This is a genomic window from Mobilicoccus sp., assembly GCF_032060985.1.
In the GTDB taxonomy this organism is placed as follows: Bacteria; Actinomycetota; Actinomycetes; order Actinomycetales; family Dermatophilaceae; genus Mobilicoccus.
Map to the genome: position 1 here is coordinate 117384 of NZ_DAMBGD010000011.1, position 19639 is coordinate 137022.

Sequence of the window (19639 nt, forward strand, 5' to 3'; positions counted from 1 at the left end):
CCCACCCGGATCGGGCGGGGCGCCGGCGTCGCGATGCCAGCGGTGCGGGTCAGCTGCGTGCCGAGACGTTCCAGATGCGGTCGAGGTAGTCGCGCATGGAGCGGTCGGAGGAGAAGAAACCCGAGCGGGCGACGTTGAGGATCGCCGACCGGGTCCACGCCTCGGTGTCGGCGTACTTCGCCTCGACCCTGCCCTGCGCCTCGACGTAGGCGTCGAAGTCGGCGAGCGCCATGAACCGGTCGTGGGAGAGCAGGTCGTCGATGACGGCGGCGGCCGTGCTCGTGCGACCGCCGGTGGCGTGACCGCCCGCGAGGAAGTCGATCGTGCGCTTGAGCCGGGGGCTCGAGGCGTACACGTCGCCCGGGACGTAGCCCTTGGCCTGGAGGGCGGCGACGTCGGGTTCGGTCATACCGAACAGGAAGAAGTTCTCGTCCCCGACGAGCTCGCGGATCTCGACGTTGGCGCCGTCGTCGGTGCCGATCGTGAGCGCACCGTTGAGGGCGAACTTCATGTTGCCCGTGCCCGAGGCCTCCTTGCCCGCGAGGCTGATCTGTTCGGACAGGTCGGCGGCCGGGATGAGGGTCTCGGCGAGGGTGACGTTGTAGTTCGCGGGGAACGCGATGGCGAGACGGCCCTTGACCCGCTCGTCGGCGTCGATGGTCCGCGCCACCGCGTTGATGAGCGCGATGGTCTCCTTGGCCATGACGTAGCCCGGCGCGGCCTTGGCGCCGAACACGACGGTGCGCGGCACGAGGGAGTCCGCGTCGATCTCGCCGGAGACGATCTGCTCGTACAACGACACGACGTGGAGCAGCTTGAGCGACTGCCGCTTGTACTCGTGGAGTCGCTTGACCATGACGTCGAGCATGTGGTCCTGGTCGAGCTCGATGTCGTCGCGGTGGTGCAGCAACTGGCGCAGCCGGTCCTTGTTGCCGGCCTTGACGGCCCGGAACCGCTCTCGGAACGAGGAGTCCTCCGCGAACGGCTCGAGCTCGGCCAACCGCTCGAGGTCGGTGAGCCAGCCTTCGCCGATCGCCTCGGTGACGAGCTCGGACATACCCGGGTTGGCGATGCGCACGAAGCGGCGCGGGGTGACGCCGTTGGTGACGTTGGTGAACTTGTCCGGCCACATCTCCGAGAAGTCCGGCAGGACCTTGTCACGCAGCAGCTGGGAGTGCAGGGCGGCCACGCCGTTGACCTTGTTGGCCGCAACCGTGGCGAGGTGGGCCATGCGGATGGCCCGCACCGGGTTCTCCTGCACCATCGACATGCGCCGGGCACGCACCTCGTCGCCGTCGAAACGCTCCCTGACCTGCTCGAGGAAGTCCTCGTTCAGCTGGTAGATGATCTCGAGGTGGCGTGGCAGGAGCCGCCCCAGCAACTCCACCGGCCACACCTCGAGCGCCTCCGGCAGGAGGGTGTGGCAGGTGTAGTCGAAGCACTGACGCGTGACGTCCCAGGCCTCGTCCCACTCGAAGTCGTACTCGTCGATGAGCAGACGCATGAGCTCGGGGATGCCGATGACGGGGTGGGTGTCGTTGAGCTGGAACGTGACCCGCTCGGGCAGGTGGTGCAGGTCGAAGTCCTGCGGCAGCGTGTGCCGGATGAAGTCCTTGAGCGAGGCCGCGACGAAGAAGTACTGCTGCTGCAGGCGCAGCTCGCGGCCCTGGGGGGTGGAGTCCTCGGGGTAGAGGACCTTGGTGATGTTCTCCGCGAAGGTCTGCGCGCGCACGGCCTCGGCGTAATCGCCTTGGTTGAACAGCTGCAGGTCGAACGCGTTCGTCGCCCGCGCGCTCCACAGGCGCAGCGTGTTGACGACGTTGTTGCGATAGCCCGGGACGAGGAGGTGGTAGGGGATCGCCTGCACGTTCCACGACGGCACCCACCGGGTGCGTTCCCGGCCGTCGTCGTCGGTGTAGGACTCGGTGTGGCCACCGAAGTCGATCTGCACCGCGCGGTCCGGCTGCGGGAACTCCCACGGGGACCCGAGCGCCAGCCACGAGTCGGGGACCTCGACCTGCTTGCCGGCGGCGAACGTCTGCTTGAAGATGCCGTACTCGTAACGGATCCCGTAGCCGATGCACGAGACGTCCATCGTGGCGAGAGAGTCGACGAAGCAGGCCGCGAGACGGCCGAGACCGCCGTTGCCGAGGCCGGGCTCGATCTCCTGGGCACGGAGGACGTCGAAATCGAGACCGCACGCGCGCATGGCCTCGCGGGCGATGTCGTGCAGGTCCGCGGCGAGCAACGCGTTGTCGAGCTGGCGTCCGAGGAGGTACTCGGCCGAGAGGTACCCGATGACCTTGTCGCCGGCGTCGCGGCGGCGCTTGCCGGTGCGGATCCACCCCTGCATGAGGTAGTGGCGCACCGTGCGGGCGAGGGCCAGGTACTGGTCGTTGAGGGTCGAACGCGACAGGGGCACGCCCTGGCTGTAGTTGAGTTCGCGCATGAACTGCCGGACGAAGCCGTCCACGTCGTGCGCCGGGCCCACGGCGGGGGTGAGGGCGCGTTCGTGGACGGGCTCGAACTGAGGCCCGGTGACCGAGGTCGCCATCTCCGGGGTTTCGCCCACGGTGCGTGATACGTCGTGGAAGTCGGTCTCGTGGGTCACGTCGTCTCCGATGATCGGCGGATCGTGCGGTGGAGCCGGACGGTCGTCGACACCCGGCACCGTCGGCGGGTCGGCACATCCGTGCTCACTCCCGTCCGAGGTTAGCCGATCCGACGCTGCCGACCCCGGGGTGCGCATGCCTCGGACGGTGGCGCGCGCGGGCCCGATCCGTGACGACGTGTGCTCGGTCCGAGGGGCGTTCCCCGCTCCCTCGCAGCAACGGACCCCGGTGAGAGACGACGTCCGAGGAAGGGCGGCAGGATCACGGCGCGCCGGTCGGCCTGGCATCGTGGGCGCGGTGAGCACCCCACTGCACGCCGACGCCACGACGACCCTGCAGACCTGGTCGGCGCCCGACGGCGACCAGGACGCCCTGCGACACGCCTACCTCGCGTTCCTCGCGGCCCGTGCCGACGCCACCGAGCGCACCTGTGCGCCGGGCCATCTCACGGCGTCCGTCGTCGTGCTCTCCCCCGACGCCGAACGGGTGCTCCTCACGCGCCACGCCCGGGTGCGGCGGCTGCAACTCGGCGGGCACGTCGAACCGGAGGACGAGGGACTCGCCGCCGCGGCCGGGCGCGAGGCCCGGGAGGAGGGTGGATTCGACGTCACCGTCGACCCGGTCCCGGTCGACCTGCACTGTCACCCCATCGTGTGTCGCGGATACACCGATCCCACACGGCATCTCGACGTCCGGTTCGTCGCCGTCGCACCCGAGGGGGCTCGGGAGCGAGCCTCCGAGGAGTCCCTCGACCTGCGGTGGTTCGACGTCGACGCGCTGCCCGACGTGCCTGCCGAGGTGGCCACCCTCGTGGCGCGCGCCGCGCAGCGGGCGGGGACGACGGGCACCATGTCGGGGACCTCCCGCCTCGATCGTCGGGAGGTCTAGATGCTCGCGTGGGTCGTCCTCGTGCTCTCCGGCGTCTTCGAGGCGGTGTGGGCGACGGCGCTCGGTCGCTCCGAGGGATTCACCCGCCTCGTGCCCTCCGTCGTCTTCCTCGTGGCGCTGGGGCTGAGCATGTCCGGCCTCGCCTATGCGATGCGCACCCTGCCCACCGGTACCTCCTACGCGGTGTGGGTGGGCATCGGCGCCGCCCTCACCGTCGCCTACGGCATGGCCACGGGCGCCGAGCCCACCTCGACGATCAAGATCCTGCTGCTCATCGGGATCATCGGGTGCGTCGTGGGACTCAAGCTCGCCCACTGACGATGGGCGCGGGCGCTCGCGTCGCGTCGATGGGCGGGTGGACGGCTCAGCCGACGTGCCGACGGAGCATCTCGGCGACCGCCTGTGCGAGGGCCTCGGGGTCGAGCGCCTCGACGGTCGGCCCCCCGGGGATGAGTCGGAACTCTCGATCCGGACGCCCGTCGGCGTAGGCCCGCAGCGTGTCCTCCTCGACATCGGTGCACGCCTCGTCCGAGGAGAGCAGCCACAGAGGGCCGGGATAGGTGTCCAGGAGGTCCAGCCCGTGCGGTTCGGTGCCGATGAGCTCGGCGGCGGCCTCCATCTCCGCCCGCGTGGGACGGCGGCGCCACCCCTGCGGGGTCTTCTCGATCTGACGCTCGTAGAACGCGCGGTACTGGGCGGCGTCGATGCGCTGGGACACCCAGTCCTCCCGGGACCGGGCGACGATGTCGTCGAGGTAGGACTCGAGCTCCTCGTCGCGGCCGCTGGCGAAGATGCCGAACCGCTCGTCCCACACGTGGAGTGCCTCCGGGCCCACCTGCTCGGCCCACTCGAGGTGGGCCTCCTCGCCGCGCAGGGTCGTGACGACGGAGAGCAGCCCGAGGACGGGCGCGTCGACCCCGGCCAACCGGTCCGGGTCCAGGGCGAGGATCTCGTCCTGCTCCACGAGGAGGACGGGCCGATTCAGCCCGAGCGCGGCGGCGAGGGAGGCGACGTCGGCCGAGATCCGTGCGGGGTCGGGCGCGGGCAGCCGGGACAGGCCGTGGGCCCGCAGGTCGACCGCCACCACGTGGGCGACCTGCGTCAGCTCGGGGATCAGGGGCGCCCAGACGAGGGCGTTGGAGGCGAGCTGATGGATGAGGAGGACGTCGGGGCCGTCGCCGCCGTAGTCGATCGCCGCGAAGTCCTCTCCCTCGACGTTCACGACCAGGTCACGCTTGTGTTCCATCACTGCACAATGGTCGCGGTCGCCGTCTTCGCGAATGGTCAGGGAACCGTCAGTTTCGGGCAAAGGCGCAAGGATCGGCGCCTCACCTGTGACGCCGGGCACCCGCCGACCGTTCTCGAGGTAGAGACATGACTCCGCCCGTAGGGCCTTCTTCACCCGTCGGCGGATCGCCGGTCTCAGGAGTTCGAGCGCCTCGGGGATCGCGGCGAAGCGGTGGTCGCTCACCTCGTACTCCTGGATGCGGATCGACGCGGCCTGTTCGGGGGTCACCGTGCCGCAGTGGAAGAGGAACCGCAGGCCGAGTTTCGCGCCGTTCTTCGCCGGGCGGGTGTCGACGCAGACGAGCCTGCCGTGGTCCACGAGGAGGCCGGTCTCCTCGGCGACCTCACGGCGACACGCCTCCCACGGCGTCTCCCCGTCCGCCTCCATGACGCCGCCGGGGATCGTCCACCCGGACTTGTACGTCGGCTTGAGGATGAGCAGCCTCCCCGCCTCGTCGAGCAGGATCGCCCCGGCCGACGCCGGGATCTCCGGGAGCACGAACATGGGTTCCTCCTCTGTCAGGCCGCTGACGGGAGGGCCGGGGTTCGAGGGTAGTGGACGTCCGGGTGGGCGGCGCCGCGGGCCGGGGTCCGCCACGGTGCCCCCGCCCACGCCCCTCCCGAGGCTCGACCGCGGCGGCGCTCCCGTCGTGTCGCCGCCCGGAGTGCCGTACCGACCCCGCGGGTCGTCGGGCTCAGCGCCGCCCGTCCTGCCAGTGCACCTCGAGGCCCTCCTTGGCACCGAACCGGACGAGGTGACGCTCGACGACGTCCTTGAGCTCGTCGGCGCGGGCCGACGGACACGTGAGGGTGGCGACGAGTTCCTCGGGCTGCGCGATGAGCACGAGGACCTCGCCCGGTCCGAACGTGACCCGCCCACGACCGGTGTCCTCGTCCCACGAGGTCTCGACCTTGCGGCCGAGGTGGGAGGCGAGCTGTCGGCCGTACCGCGCGGCACGCTCGGTGGGGGCACGGCCCACGACGGTCACGGGGAACCGGCGGCCGAGGGTGCCGGCGACGATGTCACGGGCCTTGCGGAACGGTGCGAGGACGACCATGCGTTCAGCCTGCCTCACGCCGCGCCACGTGCACGCGCGGAGGGCCGGAATTCTCGGTCGGCGGGCCGCGGTGGGTGAGGATGTCGCCATGACCGAACGCACCGTGGACACCCCGAACGGCGCCTACGCCGTCATCGACTTCGGCGAGGCCGCCCCGTCCACCGCCGCCCACACCTCCGCGCCCGGGGTCGCTGCGCTCGACGCCCGCGCCCCGCGCGCTCCCCTGGGCCAGGCGCACGCGGACGGCGTCCTCACCTCCGACGCCTCCACGGCCTCCGCCGGCCCCGGTGCCGTGACGACGGCCGCCGACGGCGCGGACCGTCGCCCGGACGTCGTGCTCCTGCACCAGATCGCCTCGTGCGCCCAGGTCTGGGGCACGCTGGGCCCGGCGCTCGCGGAGTTCTCCCGCCCGATCGCGCCCGACCTGTGCGGTCACGGCCGCACGCGGGCCCACGTGGAGTCCGTCGGCCACCTCGTGTCGGATCTGCCCGACGTCTTCGCCGCGCTCGACGTGCACGACCCCGTCGTCGTCCTCGAGGGGGAGGAGCTCCTCCCGCTGTTCGGCGATCTCGCCGGGGTGCTCGGTGCGACCGCGGTCGTCGTCGTCGGCCCGTACACGTGGAAGCGGGGCGAGGAGGCGGAGGCGGACTACGACGAGGTGCTCGGCGAGGGGTCGCTCGACGAGTGGGACGCGCGGAACGACATGTTCGCCACGGGAGTGCAGGCGAAGTACGAGGAGTTCGTCGAGCGCCGCGTCGCGCGGTCCGCAGCGGACTGGGTCAACGACGGCGTCGAGCCGGAACAGCTTCGCGCCTACATCGAACGTCAACTCCGCGAGGCCCCGGGCGGGTGGGAGCGGGCGCCGCGGCGGCCGCTCGTCGAGGAGGCGTTGCATGCCATCGGCGGCGGTCCCTTCGGGCTCGACCTCTACGACCGTCTCTCCGTGCCGGTGTGGCTGGCCGTCGGCACCCGCGAACTGGAGCATGCCGGGGTCGACGGATTCGTCGCGTGGGGCGAGACCGGCGCCGACCGCCACGTGTCGCTCCTGGGCGGCCACCTGTCGCCGGACTGCTTCGACCCCGGGCCCCTCGCCGACGTCGTCCGCGCCGCAATCGCCGCCACCCGCGCCTCCGTCGACACGAGGCCGTGACGGACGCGACGCCGCCGCCCGCGGTCGGCCACCTCCCGATCGACCGTGCCTGTCCCGCCGTCGATCTCATCGAGGTCCCGGCATGGGGGAGTCACGCGCTCGCGGTGCACGGCGGCGCCGGGCCGCGGGCGACGCCCCTCACGGAGGAGGAGACCAGGGACCGCGAGGAGGCGCTACTGTGTGCGGTCGCGGCGGGCGCGGCCGTGCTCGCGGCGGAGGGATCGGCGCTGGACGCCGTCACCGCCGCGGTGGTCGAGCTCGAGGACTGCGCCTTCTTCAACGCCGGCCGCGGCGCCGCGCTCACGACGGGCGGACGGGCCGAACTCGACGCCTGCGTCGTCCGCGGCGACCGTGCCGCGGGCGCGGTCACGGCCGCCACGCACGCCCGCAACCCCGTGCTCGCGGCGCGCGCCGTCATGGAGGCGACTCCGCACGTCCTGCTCGTCGACCCCGACGACGCCCTCCTGCGGGAATGGGGCTGCGAGGTCGCGGGCCAGGAGTGGTTCGTCGTCGAGCGCCAGGAGCGAGCCCTCGCCCGGCTCCTCGGCGAACGCACCCACGGCACCGTCGGCGCCGTGGCCCGGGACGCCGAGGGGCGCGTCGCGGCGGCGACGTCCACGGGGGGCATCACGGGACAGCTCCCCGGGCGGGTCGGTGACACCCCGCTCGTCGGGGCCGGCACCTTCGCCGACGACACCACCGTCGCGGTCTCCGGCACGGGCACGGGGGAGTTCTTCGTCCGCGGCGTCCTCGCCCACGACCTCCACGCCCGACTCCGATACGCGGGCACGGACCTCGCGACCGCCTCGCGTGAGGTCCTCGACGAGCATCTCGGGCGGCACGGCGCCGACGGCGGCCTCATCGCCGTGACCCCGCGCGGCGACCTCGTGCTCGCCTGGGACTCCGGTGCGATGTATCGCGGGTGGCTCACCGCCGACGGTCCCGTCGCCCACGTCTGAGGGCGGGATCGGGGCGGTCTCCGGCCCCGCTCGTGGCCTCGCGCCGGCGCGTGTTTCCCGGCGTCGTCGCCGGTCACGGGTTCGGGCCGGTCCTCGGCGGGGCGGGCGCCGGGCCCGGCAACAGTCCTCTCAGATCGAGAGACCGACGACCGATGGGGCAGCGCAGCCCCAGAGCCGAGAGGTCGGAGACGACGTGCGACAGCCCTTCCGCAAGACCGTGCCCTCGGACTCCCGCCCGGTCGCGGTCGACCGTGACGACGTCGCGATCATCCGGTCGGTGATGAAGACGCTGGGGGCCGCCGACGATTACCGACGCGCCGGCGTCATCGGCGTCAACGCCGTGTGCGACGCCCTGGGCTGGGACGTGTCGAGCGTGTGGCGCGTCGACGAGACCGCCGGTGGGCTCGTTCTCGACGTGTCCTGCGGGCGGCGACCCGAACTCACCGCGCGGGTCGTCGAGGCGAACGCCGTCGTGCCGCGGGGGGCGGGCCCGATGGGGGAGGCGTGGGAGACCGGGAGGCCGGTCCTCGTCGAGGGACAGCTCGACCTGCTCCGTCAGCTCGCGGGGCCGAGCGCGCCGATCGTCTCGACGCTGCTCGCCCTGCCGGTGATCTCCGCCGGGGACGTGCGAAGCGTCCTCACGTTCGCCTGCTTCGAGCCGTGGCCGCACTCCGATCGGGACCTCGCCCTCATGGAGTGCGTCGGCGATCTCGTCTCCCAGGCCCTGGAACGCCTGCGCCTGGCCGAGTACGAACGTGAGCGGGCCCGCGACGCGACCGCGATCAACGTCGTCCTCCGTGAGGTGACCGACGCCGCGGACGAGAAGACGGCGGTGCGCACCGCTCTCGACACGATCCGGCGCGAGTTCGGATGGGAGTACGGCTCGTTCTGGACCGTGGACGTCGACGACCGGGTGCTGCGCTTCGGCACGGAGTCGGGCGACGCCGGGCCGGAGTTCCGTCAGGTCACGCAGGAGGCGACGTTCGCCGAGGGCGTCGGCCTCGCAGGTCGGACGTGGCTCAGCCGCGACCTCGTGTTCGAGCCCGACCTCGGGACGGTCACCGATTGCGTGCGCGCCCCCGCGGCCCGCCGCGCCGGCGTGAAGTCGGGGGTGTGCGTGCCGATCACGATCGGCCCGGACGTCGTCGGCACGATGGACTTCTTCGCGACCCGTCAGATCGTCCTCACCGAGGCCCGCCGGGAGGCCCTGCGCAACACGGCGTTCCTCGTCTCCCACGCCCTCGAGCGCAGCCGCGGCACCGAGCGCATCGCCATGGCGGGGCGCGACCTGCTCTCCTCGATCGGCGAGGTCGAGGAGCACGTGGAATCGGCGCGGCAGGTGGCGGAGGAGGCCGACCGCATCACCGGGTCGGCGACGCAGATCGTCGCGCGGCTCGACGACTCCTCCCAGGAGATCGGTGCGGTGGTCAAGACGATCACGGCGATCGCCGAGCAGACCAACCTCCTCGCCCTCAACGCGACGATCGAGGCGGCGCGTGCCGGTGAGGCGGGCAAGGGATTCGCGGTCGTCGCGGGCGAGGTCAAGGAGTTGGCGCGGGAGACCGCGGCGGCGACCGAGGAGGTGGGTGCCAAGGTGGCGACGATCCAGGCCGACGCGGACGCCGTCCGCGGTGCGCTCCGCGAGGTCTCCGAGACCGTCGCCGGCATCAACGAGGCCCAGCGGGTGATCGCCGGTGTCCTGCACGAGCAGACCACCGTCACCCGCACGGTCCTCGGGGCCTGACCGCGGTGGGGTGAGTGCGCCCCCGTCACGGTCCTCCGGTCAGGGGCGAAGGGGACGGCGCCACGTGCCGCCTCCCTCCTCGAGGGCGTACTCGCCGTCGGCGAGGGCGGTGATCTCCTCGTCGTGGGAGGTGACGAGGACGACGGCCCCCGTGCGGGCGTGGGTCGTGAGCAGGTCCATGACGCGGGCGCGGTTCGCCGGGTCGAGGGCGGACGTGGGTTCGTCGGCGAGCAGCAGCCTGGGCCGCACCGCGAGCGCGCGGGCGACGGCGACGCGTTGCTGCTGGCCGCCCGAGAGTTCGTCGACGTAGTGATGCCGGAAGTCGGTGAGGCCGACCTGAGCGAGGACCTCGTCGGTGCGCGCGGCGGCGTCGTCGTAGGTCCTGCCGCGGGCGAGGAGCGGGTACAGCACGTTCTCGTCGGCGCGCAGCAGCGCGGCGAGACCGCCGTCCTGCGGGACGAGACCGACGTCGATCCCCGCGGCCTCGGCGGCGTTCGTGCCGCCCGCGCCGTCCGGCGTCACCGCGCCGTCGGGTGTGACCGTGTCGTCGAATGTCACCGTGCCGTCGTGCGCGACGAGATCGGCGAGGGCGTGGAGCAGGATCGTCTTGCCCGACCCGGAATCCCCTGTGATCGCGAGGACCGTGCCGACGGGGATCCGCAGCGCGACGTCCCGCAGCACGACGACGTCGCCGAACCGGACCGTCAGGCCGTCGACCGTGAGCATCAGGTGCCCCCGTCCTCGGCGGCGGGGACGAGGATCCACCCGTCGCCCTCGGGGCGCACCCGCAATTCGGTGCCCGGGGGGAAGCGGTCGAGCACGTCGGGCGGCAGGGGGAGTGACCCGTCGGCGGAGACCACGGCGTACTCGACGTCGCCACGGCCCTCGGCGCCGACCCGCCCGTCGCGGATGGTGATGGTCCGCCGCATCGCCCGGGCGACCGCGTCGTCGTGGGAGACGGTGACGACCGTCGTGCCGGAGGTCTCGTTGATCCGTCGGACGGCCGACAGGACGTGGTCGCGGGCGGCGTGGGTCATCCGGGCGGTGGGTTCGTCGGCGAGGAGGAGGCCAGGCGCGCTCGCGACGGCGACGGCGATGGCGACGAGCTGGGCCTCGCCGGGGCTCATGTGGCGGGGCATCGTCGTCGCGAGCCCGGCGGCGCCGACGAGGTCGAGGACGTCGAGCGGGTCGGGCAGGTCCTCCGTGCGAGGTCCGAGGGACTGGGCGAAGGCGACGTTGTCGCGGGCATCGAGGTGCGGCAGGATGTTCGTCGCCCCGTCCTGGAGCACGACCCCGACGTTCCCGGCGCGCATGTCGGACAGCTCGGACTCGCTCATGCCCCCGAGGAGGTGCGTGCCGATGCGGATCGACCCGACGCTCGGCCGCATGAGGCCACCGAGCAGCGAGAGGAGCGTCGACTTGCCGGAGCCGGAGGGGCCGAGGAGGCACACGGTCTCGCCCGCGGCGATCGTGAGATCGACACCGGAGAGGGCCGCGACGTCCTGACCCTCGACGGAGTAGATGTGGACGAGTCCGCGGGTCGTCACGCTCACCCCGTTCATGTGATCGCCCCGCGAGTCCGACGTCCCGCGTGGGGGAGCACGAGGACGGCCAGCGTGACGGCCAGCGCGACGACCACTGCGACCAGGAGCGACCAGGCCGCGCCGACCTGGAGGGAGGCCGGTCCGAGGTCGGGCATCGGGCGCTCCGCCGGCGTCGTGAACAGGGGCAGCAGCGGGAGTGCCAGCCGGGCTCCGAGGATGCCCACGGCCGCGCCGGCGACGAGCCCGACGGCCGCGACGACGACGTACTGCAGCACGAGAGCGCGTCGCAGGGTGGCGGGCGGCACCCCGGCCCTCATGAGGGCGGTGGCGTCGGTCCGCGTCGCGGGACGCGCCTGCCGCGCGGAGACGACGAGGAACGCCGCGGCGACCGCGACCGACAGACACGCCCCGACGAGCGCGACCGACAGTCCCCACGACGAACCGGAGGCGTCGTACCGATCCTTGATCCGGGTGTACCGGCGTTCGCCGTCGAGGTCGATCCCGCGGGCGGCGAGCCCGGTGCGGACGGCATCGGCGACGTCGTCCCTGCCGTCGGCGATCCACACCTCGGCGCGGTCCTGGGTGTCGAGGTCGAGGCCGCGCCGCGCGAGGGTCGTCATGTCGACGAGAGCCCCACGGCCCCCCAGCACCGGCAGTTGCTCCGCCGAGGCGACGCGGTGCGCCTCGATCATGTCGCCGGCGACCCCCTTGATCTGGAGCGAGTCCCCGGTGCTCCCGGGCGGCAGCTCGCCCACCGTGATCGCCGGCGCCACCGGGGCGTCCCCGCGGAGTGCGCCCCCCGTGCCGGAGGCGGGCACGCGGAGGCGCAGGGCCGCGCCGTCGGTCAGGTCGCCGTCGGTGAGGGGGAGCCACGGGCGGGGCCCGGTGAGGGGCAGCTCGCGGCCGTCGACGGCCAGCCGCGTGACCGTCACGGTCTGTCCCTCGACGGTCTGTTCCGCGACCGCCCGTCCGCCGTCGCGCGTCCGGGCCCCCGTCGCCACCAGGAGGCGATCGAGTCGGCACTCCTCCTCGCACATCACCGGTGTCGAGAGGTCGACCGCGCGGGTCGTCCCGGCCGGGATCGTCACGGGCCGTTCCACCACGCGCCCGGAGGGCGTCGTGAGGACGACGGTGACCACGACCGGCGCACGCAGCACCGGAGGGTCCGCGTCGACCCGAAGGGTGAGGGTCGTGCCGTGCACCGGGACGGGCTGTTCGGGTGGCGTCGCGATGGCGGCGAGGTCGAGGCCGCGGAGCGCGGACGGGAACGCGATCGAGGGCAGGGCGTCGACCGGCGCGGCCAGAGTCCATCCGCGCTCCGGGGGACGGGTGAACGCGACGGTCGTGGCCACGCGGCCGGAGGGGTCGGCCGTCCGCACGACCTCCTGGACCGATCGGGCGTCCCGCGTGCGCACGAGCAGGGCCGTGCCGGCACCCGCCTCCAACTCCGCGCGCAGGGTGCGATTGCGTTCGCCGACGGCCCACGCGTCGACCGCGAGGACCATCGTGCACGCGGCCACGGTCAGCACGAGGAGGACTCCGCGGGTCTCCGGGCGCCGTCCCACGCCGGCGAACCCCAGGCCCGTGGCGACGCGTCCGCGCCTCGACGCCCGTCGGGACAGGGCGTTCGCCACCCGCGGCACGATCCCGGCGAGCATCAGGCCGACGGCGATGGCCATGAGGGTGGGGGACGCCAGCGCCAACGGCGTCGCCTCGGTCGTCGTCATGACCGAGAGGGCCGCGGCGAGGGCCAGGGTGGCGGCCACCCACGTCAGCGGGCTGGTACGGCGGGGCAGCGCGGTGGGGCGGCGCAGGAGGGCGAGGACCCCGCTGTCGAGGTGCCACGTGATGGTGGCGAGGACCACCCCGACGACGAGGAGCGTGGCGAGGACGACGGCGAGGCCGGTCCCGGCGGTGATCTCGAACGGGACGCCGTCGGGAAGGACGAAACGCCGGATCAGCTCGCCCACGCCCAGGGAGGCCAGGGCACCGAGGATCGACCCCGCCACCGTCGGCGGGAGGAGCTCGGCCGCGAGCAGTCGTCGGATGTCGCGAGGCCCGGCGCCCCTCAGCCGCGCGAGACCCATCTCGTGCCGTCGTTGCGCCGTGGTGGCGCGGGCGACGACGACGAGCACGGCGAGGACCATGAGGGCCGTCTGGCCGAGGACGAGCGGGACGATGACGTGGATCTGCGCGGCCGAGGCCCGGCTCTCCCGCGCGACGCCGGCGAGGTCCGCCTGGATCGAGGCCTCCTGGAGGAAGTGCATGCGGGCGCTCTCGAGCTGTTCCACGGCACGGGGCAGCAGGTCGACGGTGGCGGCCGTGGCGTCGGCCGCGTAGGTGCGTCGGGCCGCGCCCCCGGCACCGGCCACCGTGCCCGGCGGCGTGATCCACTCGGCGAGGACGAGCCGGTCCCCGTCCCCGACGGGGGCGATGCCCACGCTCGTCCCCAACCAGTACCGGTCGTCGGGCACCTGCTGGTACGTCCCGACGACCCGCAACGATCGCCGGACGTCCTGCACGCCCCGGTCGGTCGCGATCGTCGTGACCCAGTCGACGGTGGAGCCGACCTGGAGGTCGTGGGTCCGGGCGTCCGCCGCGGCGACGGCGATCTCGTCGTCGGCGCGTGGACAACGGCCCTGGGCGGCGCGCACGTGGGCGCAGATGTCGTCACGGGCGACCAGCGACACGACGGCGCCGGTCGTGCCACCCCGCCCGACGTGGGTCTCCCCGGGCGCGGTGACGAGGTGGGTGACGCCCTGCGGGTACAGCCGGCGGACCTCCGGCCCGAGGCCCGCCTCGATGCGGTCGAGGTGCTCGCGTGCCTCGCCGAGGAGCTGTCCCTCGAAGTGCACCGAGAGGGATGTCGCCACCGGGTGTTCCAGGGTGAACGGCGGCTTGAGGACGGCCTGCTCCAGCGCCCGGGTCATGAGCGGGACGAGCGTGAGGCACAGCGTGACGAGGGCGGCGAGGACGGCCGGGCCGAGCGCGGCACCCGGTCGCCGGCGCAGGGCGAGCAGGCCCCAGGCCCCGGCCGATCTCGGGCGCCGACGTCGGTCCCCGCGCCCGTCGAGCATGCTTCATGCTAGGCCGCGCGTGTCGGCCCGGCGGGGTGTTTCGGGGCCTTCACCTGCCCCGATCGTGAGGCCGGTCGAGAGCCGCCCGTGGCACGTCGGGGGGACGGTCGAACCCGGCTCCGACCTCAGCTCTTCCGATACAGCTTCTTGGTCTGGTAGACGGGCTCGGTGGTGACGTTGACCCCGAGGCTGCGGAAGATGCCCTCGTCGACGGGGCCGAGGATCACGCTCGAGTGGACGTCGCATCCCCGGAGGTGGCGGAGTTGGTCGAGGGCGCGTCGGGCGTTCTCGTCCTCCCGGGCGCCGACGGCGAGGGCGATGAGGACCTCGTCGGTGTGCAGGCGGGGGTTGTGGCTGCCGAGGTGCTCGGTCTTGAGGGCCTGGATGGGTTCGACCGTCTCCCGTGCGAGGAGCTTGACCTTGTCGTCGATGCCGGCGAGCGCCTTGAGCGCGTCGAGGAGGATCGCCGCGCAGCACCCGAGCAAGGAGGTCGTCTTGCCGGTGATGATCTGCCCGTCGGGCAGTTCGATCGCGGCCGCCGGGCCCTTGGTGCGCTTGGCGACGGCGAGCGCCGGTTCGACCACGGGGCGGTCGCTGCGGGTGATGCCGAGGCGGCTCATGATGAGCGCGATCTTCTCGGAGTCCTCGGGCTCGACGTCGTCGCGACGCTCGGCGGCGAGGGCCTTGAAGTAGCGGCGGATGATCTCCTGCTTCGAGGCCTCCCGGCAGGCCTCGTCGTCGCTGATGCAGTGCCCGGCCATGTTGACGCCCATGTCGGTCGGGGAGGCGTACGGCGAGGAGTCGAGGATCTTCTCGAAGAGGAGACCGAGGACGGGGAAGACCTCGACGTCCCGGTTGTAGTTGACGCAGCTCTCGCCGTAGGCCCGCAGGTGGAACGGGTCGATCATGTTGACGTCGTCGAGGTCCACCGTCGCCGCCTCGTACGCGACGTTGACCGGGTGATCGAGCGGCAGGTTCCAGATGGGGAACGTCTCGAACTTCGCATAACCGGAGGAGATGCCCCGCGCGTGGTCGTGGTACAGCTGCGACAGGCAGGTCGCCATCTTGCCGCTGCCCGGGCCGGGGGCCGTGACGACGACGAGGTCCCGTGTCGTCTCGATGTCGTCGTTGCGGCCGAAGCCGTGCTCGCTGACGATGTGCGCGACGTCGTTGGGGTAACCCGCGATAGGGTAGTGCCGGTAGACCCGGACGCCCTGCCGTTCGAGCTTGCGCCGGAACGCCTTCGCGGCCTTGTTGTCGTCGGTGACGTGCGAGATGACCACGCTGCCCACGTACAGGCCGTGACTGCGGAACTCGTCGATGAGGCGCAGGACGTCGGCGTCGTAGCCGATGCCGAGGTCGGCCCGCTGCTTGTGCGCCGCGAGGTCCTTCGCGCTCACGACGACCACCATCTCGACCTCGTCGGCGAGCTCCTGGAGCATGACGAGCTTGTTGTCGGGGGTGAACCCCGGCAACACCCGGGAGGCGTGGAGGTCGTCGAAGAGCTTGCCGCCGAACTCCAGGTAGAGCTTGCCGCCGAACTGCCGGCGCCGCGCCTCGATGTGCTCGGCCTGCATCCGCAGGTACTTCTCTCGATCGAACCCGATCCTGCGCACGCCTCGCCCCTCCGCCGTCGCCGTTCCGATGACCGGAGACTACTGGCCGACCACCGGGTGAGGTCCGGGGTCCCGGCCCGCCGGCGCGGCACCGCTGGTCAGCGGGGTCGGTGGAGGGTCAGCAGCGCGCCCGCCGCGGCGATCCCACCGGCGATGCCGAAGGCGGCCACGACCGAGCCGGTGTACACGGGCAGGAGAACGGGGGCGATCGCCGAGCCGAGGAACTGGGTCGACAGGCACAGGGCGGTGGCGGTGCTGCGGTTGGCCGGGGTGCTGAGCAGGGCGAACGTACTGGTCATCACCCGACCGCCGGTGGCGGCGACACCCGCCACCCCGACGCAGAGGACCAACACCCCGGGCGTCGGAGGCCACGCCGCGGCCGTGACCGAGCAGGCGAGGACCACGGTCGCGGCGAACCCCAGGCGGCGCATCCCGAACCGGTCGGCGAGCGCCCCGACGAGGCGGCCGCTCGCGAGTCCGGCGGCCCCGAACGTGGCGACGACCAACCCCCGCGAGGCGGGCGTCAGACCGAACCGGCTGCTCGCCTCCATCGCCGAGAGGAGCATGATCCCCGTCGAGGCGAACTGGACCGTGAAGGCCACGAGGCATGCCTGCCCCAGGCGGCGGTTGACCAGGGGACGCCAGGGCGCGCCGCGCCGCGCGCGGGCGGTGTCCTGCGACGTGCGCGTGGCGAGGGCGAGCGCCGCTGCGGCCAGCGCGATCACGACGAACGCGAGGCGGTAGTCGACTCCCGCCGCCAGGCCGCCGACGAACGGGGCGAACGCCATTCCGGCGGCCTGCATGCTCGCGTACGTGCCGAGGCTGCGGCCGACCCGCCCGGGCGGCACCCGGTCGGCGATCATCGTGATGAGCAGAGGGGTCGTGAAGGCGTTGGCGGCGCCCTGGACGGCCCGCGCCAGGGTGAAGACACCGAACGCCGTGGCGAGGGCGCACGCGACGGAGGCCAGCGCGTACAGCCCGTAGGCGCGGCGCACCGTACGGGCCTGACCCCATCGCGCGCCGAGCATCCCCGAGAGCGGCATCAGCGCGGCGAACGGGAACAGGTAGGCGGTGATCGCCACCCCGGCCGTCGAGGTGTCGGTGTTCAGGCCGTGGGCGAGCTCGGGAAGCATCGAGCTGAGCATCCCGCCGCCGAAGGGACCGAGGAACCCGCCGGCGTAGAACGGCCAGAGGGCACCTCGGGGAGCGGTGGACCGGTCGGGCACCCCCGCAGGGTACGTGCCCTCCACGGTGGCGTTCCCCTCCCGGCGCGAACGGTGGCGACCGCATCCGCCTCGTCCCGCGCGGCGACACCCACCGGCGGCGCCCCGGTGGCAGGTGAGCACCGCGGCGTACGAGCTTCCCTCGGCGCCGGAACCCTCAGACCGCACCGACACGGGCCGATCTGGGCGACGACGTCGCGGGCACGTTCGTCGGGGCACGACGACGTCGGCGCCGGGCATGGACTCGGCGCATCGACACCTCGGGAGACACCGTGCAGATCTTCAAGGGCGGCATTCAGACCAAGCTGGCGCTCATGGCCCTCCTCGCCATCGTCGGGATGCTCGCCGTCCTCGTCCTCGGCGCGTTCGAGCAGAGGCGACTCATCGAGGAGGAGCGTCGCGACAAGGTGCGCGCCGCGGTGCAGATCGCGGCCGGCATCGTCCAGCGCTACGGGGCCGAGGCCGAGGAGGGGCGCCTGTCCGAGGCCGACGCGCAGCGGCAGGCGCTCGCCGAGATCAAGGGTCTGCGGTACTCCGGCAACGAGTACTTCTGGGTCAACGACCTGCAGGCGCGCATGATCATGCACCCCGTCAAGCCCGAACTCGACGGCAAGGATCAGTCGCAGAACAAGGACCCCGACGGCGTCTACATCTTCCGGGAGTTCGCCAAGGTGGCCTCGACCCAGGGCGAGGGGTACGTGGCCTACATGTGGCCCAAGCCCGGCGCCGAGGAACCGCAACCGAAGGTCTCCTACGTCATCGGGTACAAGCCGTGGGGGTGGGTCGTCGGCTCCGGTCTCTACACCGACGACGTCGACGGGGACGCCCTCGTCTCCGCGGGCAAGCTCGCGACCTGGAGCCTGCCGTTCATGGTGCTCGTGCTCTTCGTCGCGTGGCGGCTGCAGAAGCGCATCGTCGGGCCGATCCGAGAGGCCGTCCGACGCCTGCGTGAGACCGACCTGTCCGACCGGTTGCCCGTCAAGGGCGACGGGACCGCGCTCGACGACCTCAACGCGGCTCTCAACGACATGCTCGACCGCGTGGGCGAGATCATCCGCCGCGTCGATGCGGCCTCGTCCGGGCTGAGCCTCGCCTCCGGCTCCCTCACCGACGCCGGCGACGCGATCGACCGCTCCGCCCAGGAGACCTCGCAGCAGGCCGAACGGATGCTCGGGACCATCGACGGCGTGACGGGCAACATCCAGGTCGTCTCCACCGGCACCGAGGAGATGGGGGCCTCGATCCGCCAGATCGCCGACAGCGCCAACGCGGCCGCCCGCGTCGCCGCCGACGCCGTCCACACCGCCGACAGCACCAACGCGAGCGTCGGTCGCCTCGGCAGCTCCTCGCAGGAGATCAGCGCGGTCGTCCAGGCCATCGCGGCCATCGCCGAACAGACCAACCTCCTCGCCCTCAACGCCACCATCGAGGCAGCCCGCGCGGGGGAGGCCGGCAAGGGCTTCGCGGTCGTCGCGGGCGAGGTGAAGGACCTGGCCCAGGAGAGTGCGCGCGCGAGCGAGGAGATCGCCCAGCGGGTGGAGTCCATGCAGGGCGAGGTCGATGCCGCGGTCGCCGCCATCGGGGGGATCACACGGATCATCGCGGAGATCAACGACTACCAGACCGCCATCGCGAGCGCCGTGGAGGAGCAGACCGCGACGACGCAGGAGATGGGACGCAGCAGTCAGGTGGCCGCCTCCGACGGCCGTTCCCTCACCGACGGCGCCCGGTCGCTCGCGGGAAGCGCGCAGCGCACGGTCGGTGAGGCCGCCAACGTCCGCGACGCCGCCGCACACCTGCAGGCGATGGCCCAGGACCTCGAGCTCGCCGTCGCGAACCTCGGGCGCTGACCCGGTCCTCCCGTCCCTCGCCCCGCCCCAGCGCCGACCCCCCGCGGCCTGGATGACGTCATCGCTCATCCCCAGTGCGGAGGGCGGGTCAGGCCAGGGACAGGAAGAGTTTCTCCATCGCGGCGAGATCGGCCTCGCGGTCGGGGTTGTCGGCGGTCATGCACTGTTGCAGCCCGGTCGTGATGATCGAGAAGCCCGCCCGGTCGAGGGCGCTGCTGCACGCGGAGAGCTGGGTGATGACGTCCTTGCAGTCGCGCCCCTCCTCGATCATGCGGATGACGGCGCCCAGCTGCCCGTGAGCGCGCCGAAGACGTTTGAGGGCCGAGTCGAGGTCGGCGGGATCGAGCTGCATGGGGAGTCCTCTCGCAGGGGTGCCGCGGACTGCGGCGACCCGGTGGGTTCGTGGCGCGCGGCTCAGCGTCGTGCGGTGGCCTGAGTCGACGCCGTCGATGGGGAGGCCGACGGCGACGCGGCGGTGGTGGTGTGGCCGGGGCACCACCGGTCGGCGGGTACCTGGGCCTTCACCTGGTCGACGTGCTGGCCGCAGCCCTCCCACGTCGTCTTCTGGCACACGGGGCAGGGGGCGGGACGACACATGTCGCTTCTCCTCGGGGGTCGGGGGTCGGGGGTC

General features: G+C 72.7%; 15 protein-coding genes and 1 pseudogene. 7 read left to right on the forward strand and 9 right to left on the reverse strand.

The genetic code is table 11. The annotated features are described in order from the left end of the window. Positions 1–49: 49 nt before the first annotated feature. Positions 50–2554, reverse strand: a complete 2505-nt coding sequence (locus RT054_RS10350) for a glycogen/starch/alpha-glucan phosphorylase (RefSeq protein ID WP_313023475.1) — start codon at positions 2552–2554, stop codon at positions 50–52. Positions 2555–2909: 355 nt separating this feature from the next. On the opposite strand from RT054_RS10350, the gene RT054_RS10355 reads away from it, so the two are divergent. Both RT054_RS10355 and RT054_RS10360 read left to right on the forward strand, forming a co-directional pair. After that, positions 2910–3500, forward strand: coding sequence for an NUDIX domain-containing protein (locus RT054_RS10355; RefSeq protein ID WP_313023447.1), 591 nt, complete (start codon positions 2910–2912; stop codon positions 3498–3500). Next, positions 3501–3818, forward strand: coding sequence for a multidrug efflux SMR transporter (locus RT054_RS10360; RefSeq protein WP_313023448.1), 318 nt, complete (start codon positions 3501–3503; stop codon positions 3816–3818). Positions 3819–3864: 46 nt separating this feature from the next. On the opposite strand, the gene RT054_RS10365 is transcribed toward RT054_RS10360, so the two are convergent. Together RT054_RS10365 and RT054_RS10370 are read right to left on the reverse strand one after the other, a co-directional pair. Next, a complete protein-coding gene (locus RT054_RS10365) occupies positions 3865–5292 on the reverse strand; it encodes an NUDIX domain-containing protein (RefSeq protein WP_313023449.1) in 1428 nt (475 codons plus the stop codon). A gap of 190 nt (positions 5293–5482) precedes the next feature. Further along, a complete protein-coding gene (locus RT054_RS10370) occupies positions 5483–5845 on the reverse strand; it encodes a DUF2218 domain-containing protein (RefSeq protein WP_313023451.1) in 363 nt (120 codons plus the stop codon). An 88-nt stretch (positions 5846–5933) separates the two neighbouring features. Between RT054_RS10370 and RT054_RS10375 the strand changes: the two genes are divergently transcribed. The 4 genes and pseudogenes from RT054_RS10375 (at position 5934) to RT054_RS16525 (ending at position 9698) form a co-directional block, all read left to right on the forward strand. Next, positions 5934–6995 (forward strand): hypothetical protein, encoded by a 1062-nt coding sequence (locus RT054_RS10375; RefSeq protein WP_313023452.1) that lies wholly within the window; start codon positions 5934–5936, stop codon positions 6993–6995. Beyond that, positions 6992–7954, forward strand: coding sequence for an isoaspartyl peptidase/L-asparaginase (locus tag RT054_RS10380; RefSeq protein ID WP_313023454.1), 963 nt, complete (start codon positions 6992–6994; stop codon positions 7952–7954). Before RT054_RS10375 ends, RT054_RS10380 begins: the two co-directional genes overlap by 4 nt. 280 nt (positions 7955–8234) lie before the next feature. Continuing rightward, a pseudogene (locus RT054_RS16520) lies at positions 8235–9188 on the forward strand (GAF domain-containing protein); the annotation flags it as partial. Positions 9189–9227: 39 nt separating this feature from the next. Then, positions 9228–9698, forward strand: coding sequence for a methyl-accepting chemotaxis protein (locus tag RT054_RS16525; protein ID WP_396837272.1), 471 nt, complete (start codon positions 9228–9230; stop codon positions 9696–9698). Positions 9699–9737: 39 nt separating this feature from the next. On the opposite strand, the gene RT054_RS10390 is transcribed toward RT054_RS16525, so the two are convergent. The 5 genes from RT054_RS10390 to RT054_RS10410 form a co-directional block, all read right to left on the reverse strand. After that, complete coding sequence (locus RT054_RS10390) at positions 9738–10424, reverse strand: ATP-binding cassette domain-containing protein (RefSeq protein ID WP_313023458.1); 687 nt, start codon at positions 10422–10424, stop codon at positions 9738–9740. Then, positions 10424–11260 (reverse strand): ABC transporter ATP-binding protein, encoded by an 837-nt coding sequence (locus RT054_RS10395; protein WP_396837269.1) that lies wholly within the window; start codon positions 11258–11260, stop codon positions 10424–10426. The genes RT054_RS10390 and RT054_RS10395 overlap by 1 nt, the downstream gene beginning before the upstream one ends. Further along, entirely contained in the window at positions 11257–14319 is a 3063-nt protein-coding gene (locus tag RT054_RS10400; protein ID WP_313023461.1) for an ABC transporter permease, read from the reverse strand. The genes RT054_RS10395 and RT054_RS10400 overlap by 4 nt, the downstream gene beginning before the upstream one ends. A 125-nt stretch (positions 14320–14444) precedes the next feature. Beyond that, positions 14445–15896: a DUF1846 domain-containing protein gene (locus RT054_RS10405; protein ID WP_396837273.1), complete on the reverse strand. Its 1452-nt coding sequence runs from the start codon at positions 15894–15896 to the stop codon at positions 14445–14447. 137 nt (positions 15897–16033) lie between these two features. Continuing rightward, positions 16034–17161, reverse strand: a complete 1128-nt coding sequence (locus RT054_RS10410) for an MFS transporter (RefSeq protein ID WP_313023463.1) — start codon at positions 17159–17161, stop codon at positions 16034–16036. 269 nt (positions 17162–17430) lie between these two features. Here RT054_RS10410 and RT054_RS10415 point away from each other — a divergent pair, with 269 nt between their 5' ends. Next, positions 17431–19008 (forward strand): methyl-accepting chemotaxis protein, encoded by a 1578-nt coding sequence (locus tag RT054_RS10415; protein ID WP_313023465.1) that lies wholly within the window; start codon positions 17431–17433, stop codon positions 19006–19008. An 88-nt stretch (positions 19009–19096) separates the two neighbouring features. Here the strand turns inward: RT054_RS10415 and RT054_RS10420 are convergent, their stop codons facing one another. Further along, positions 19097–19360: a metal-sensitive transcriptional regulator gene (locus RT054_RS10420; RefSeq protein ID WP_312720116.1), complete on the reverse strand. Its 264-nt coding sequence runs from the start codon at positions 19358–19360 to the stop codon at positions 19097–19099. Positions 19361–19639 lie beyond the last annotated feature (279 nt).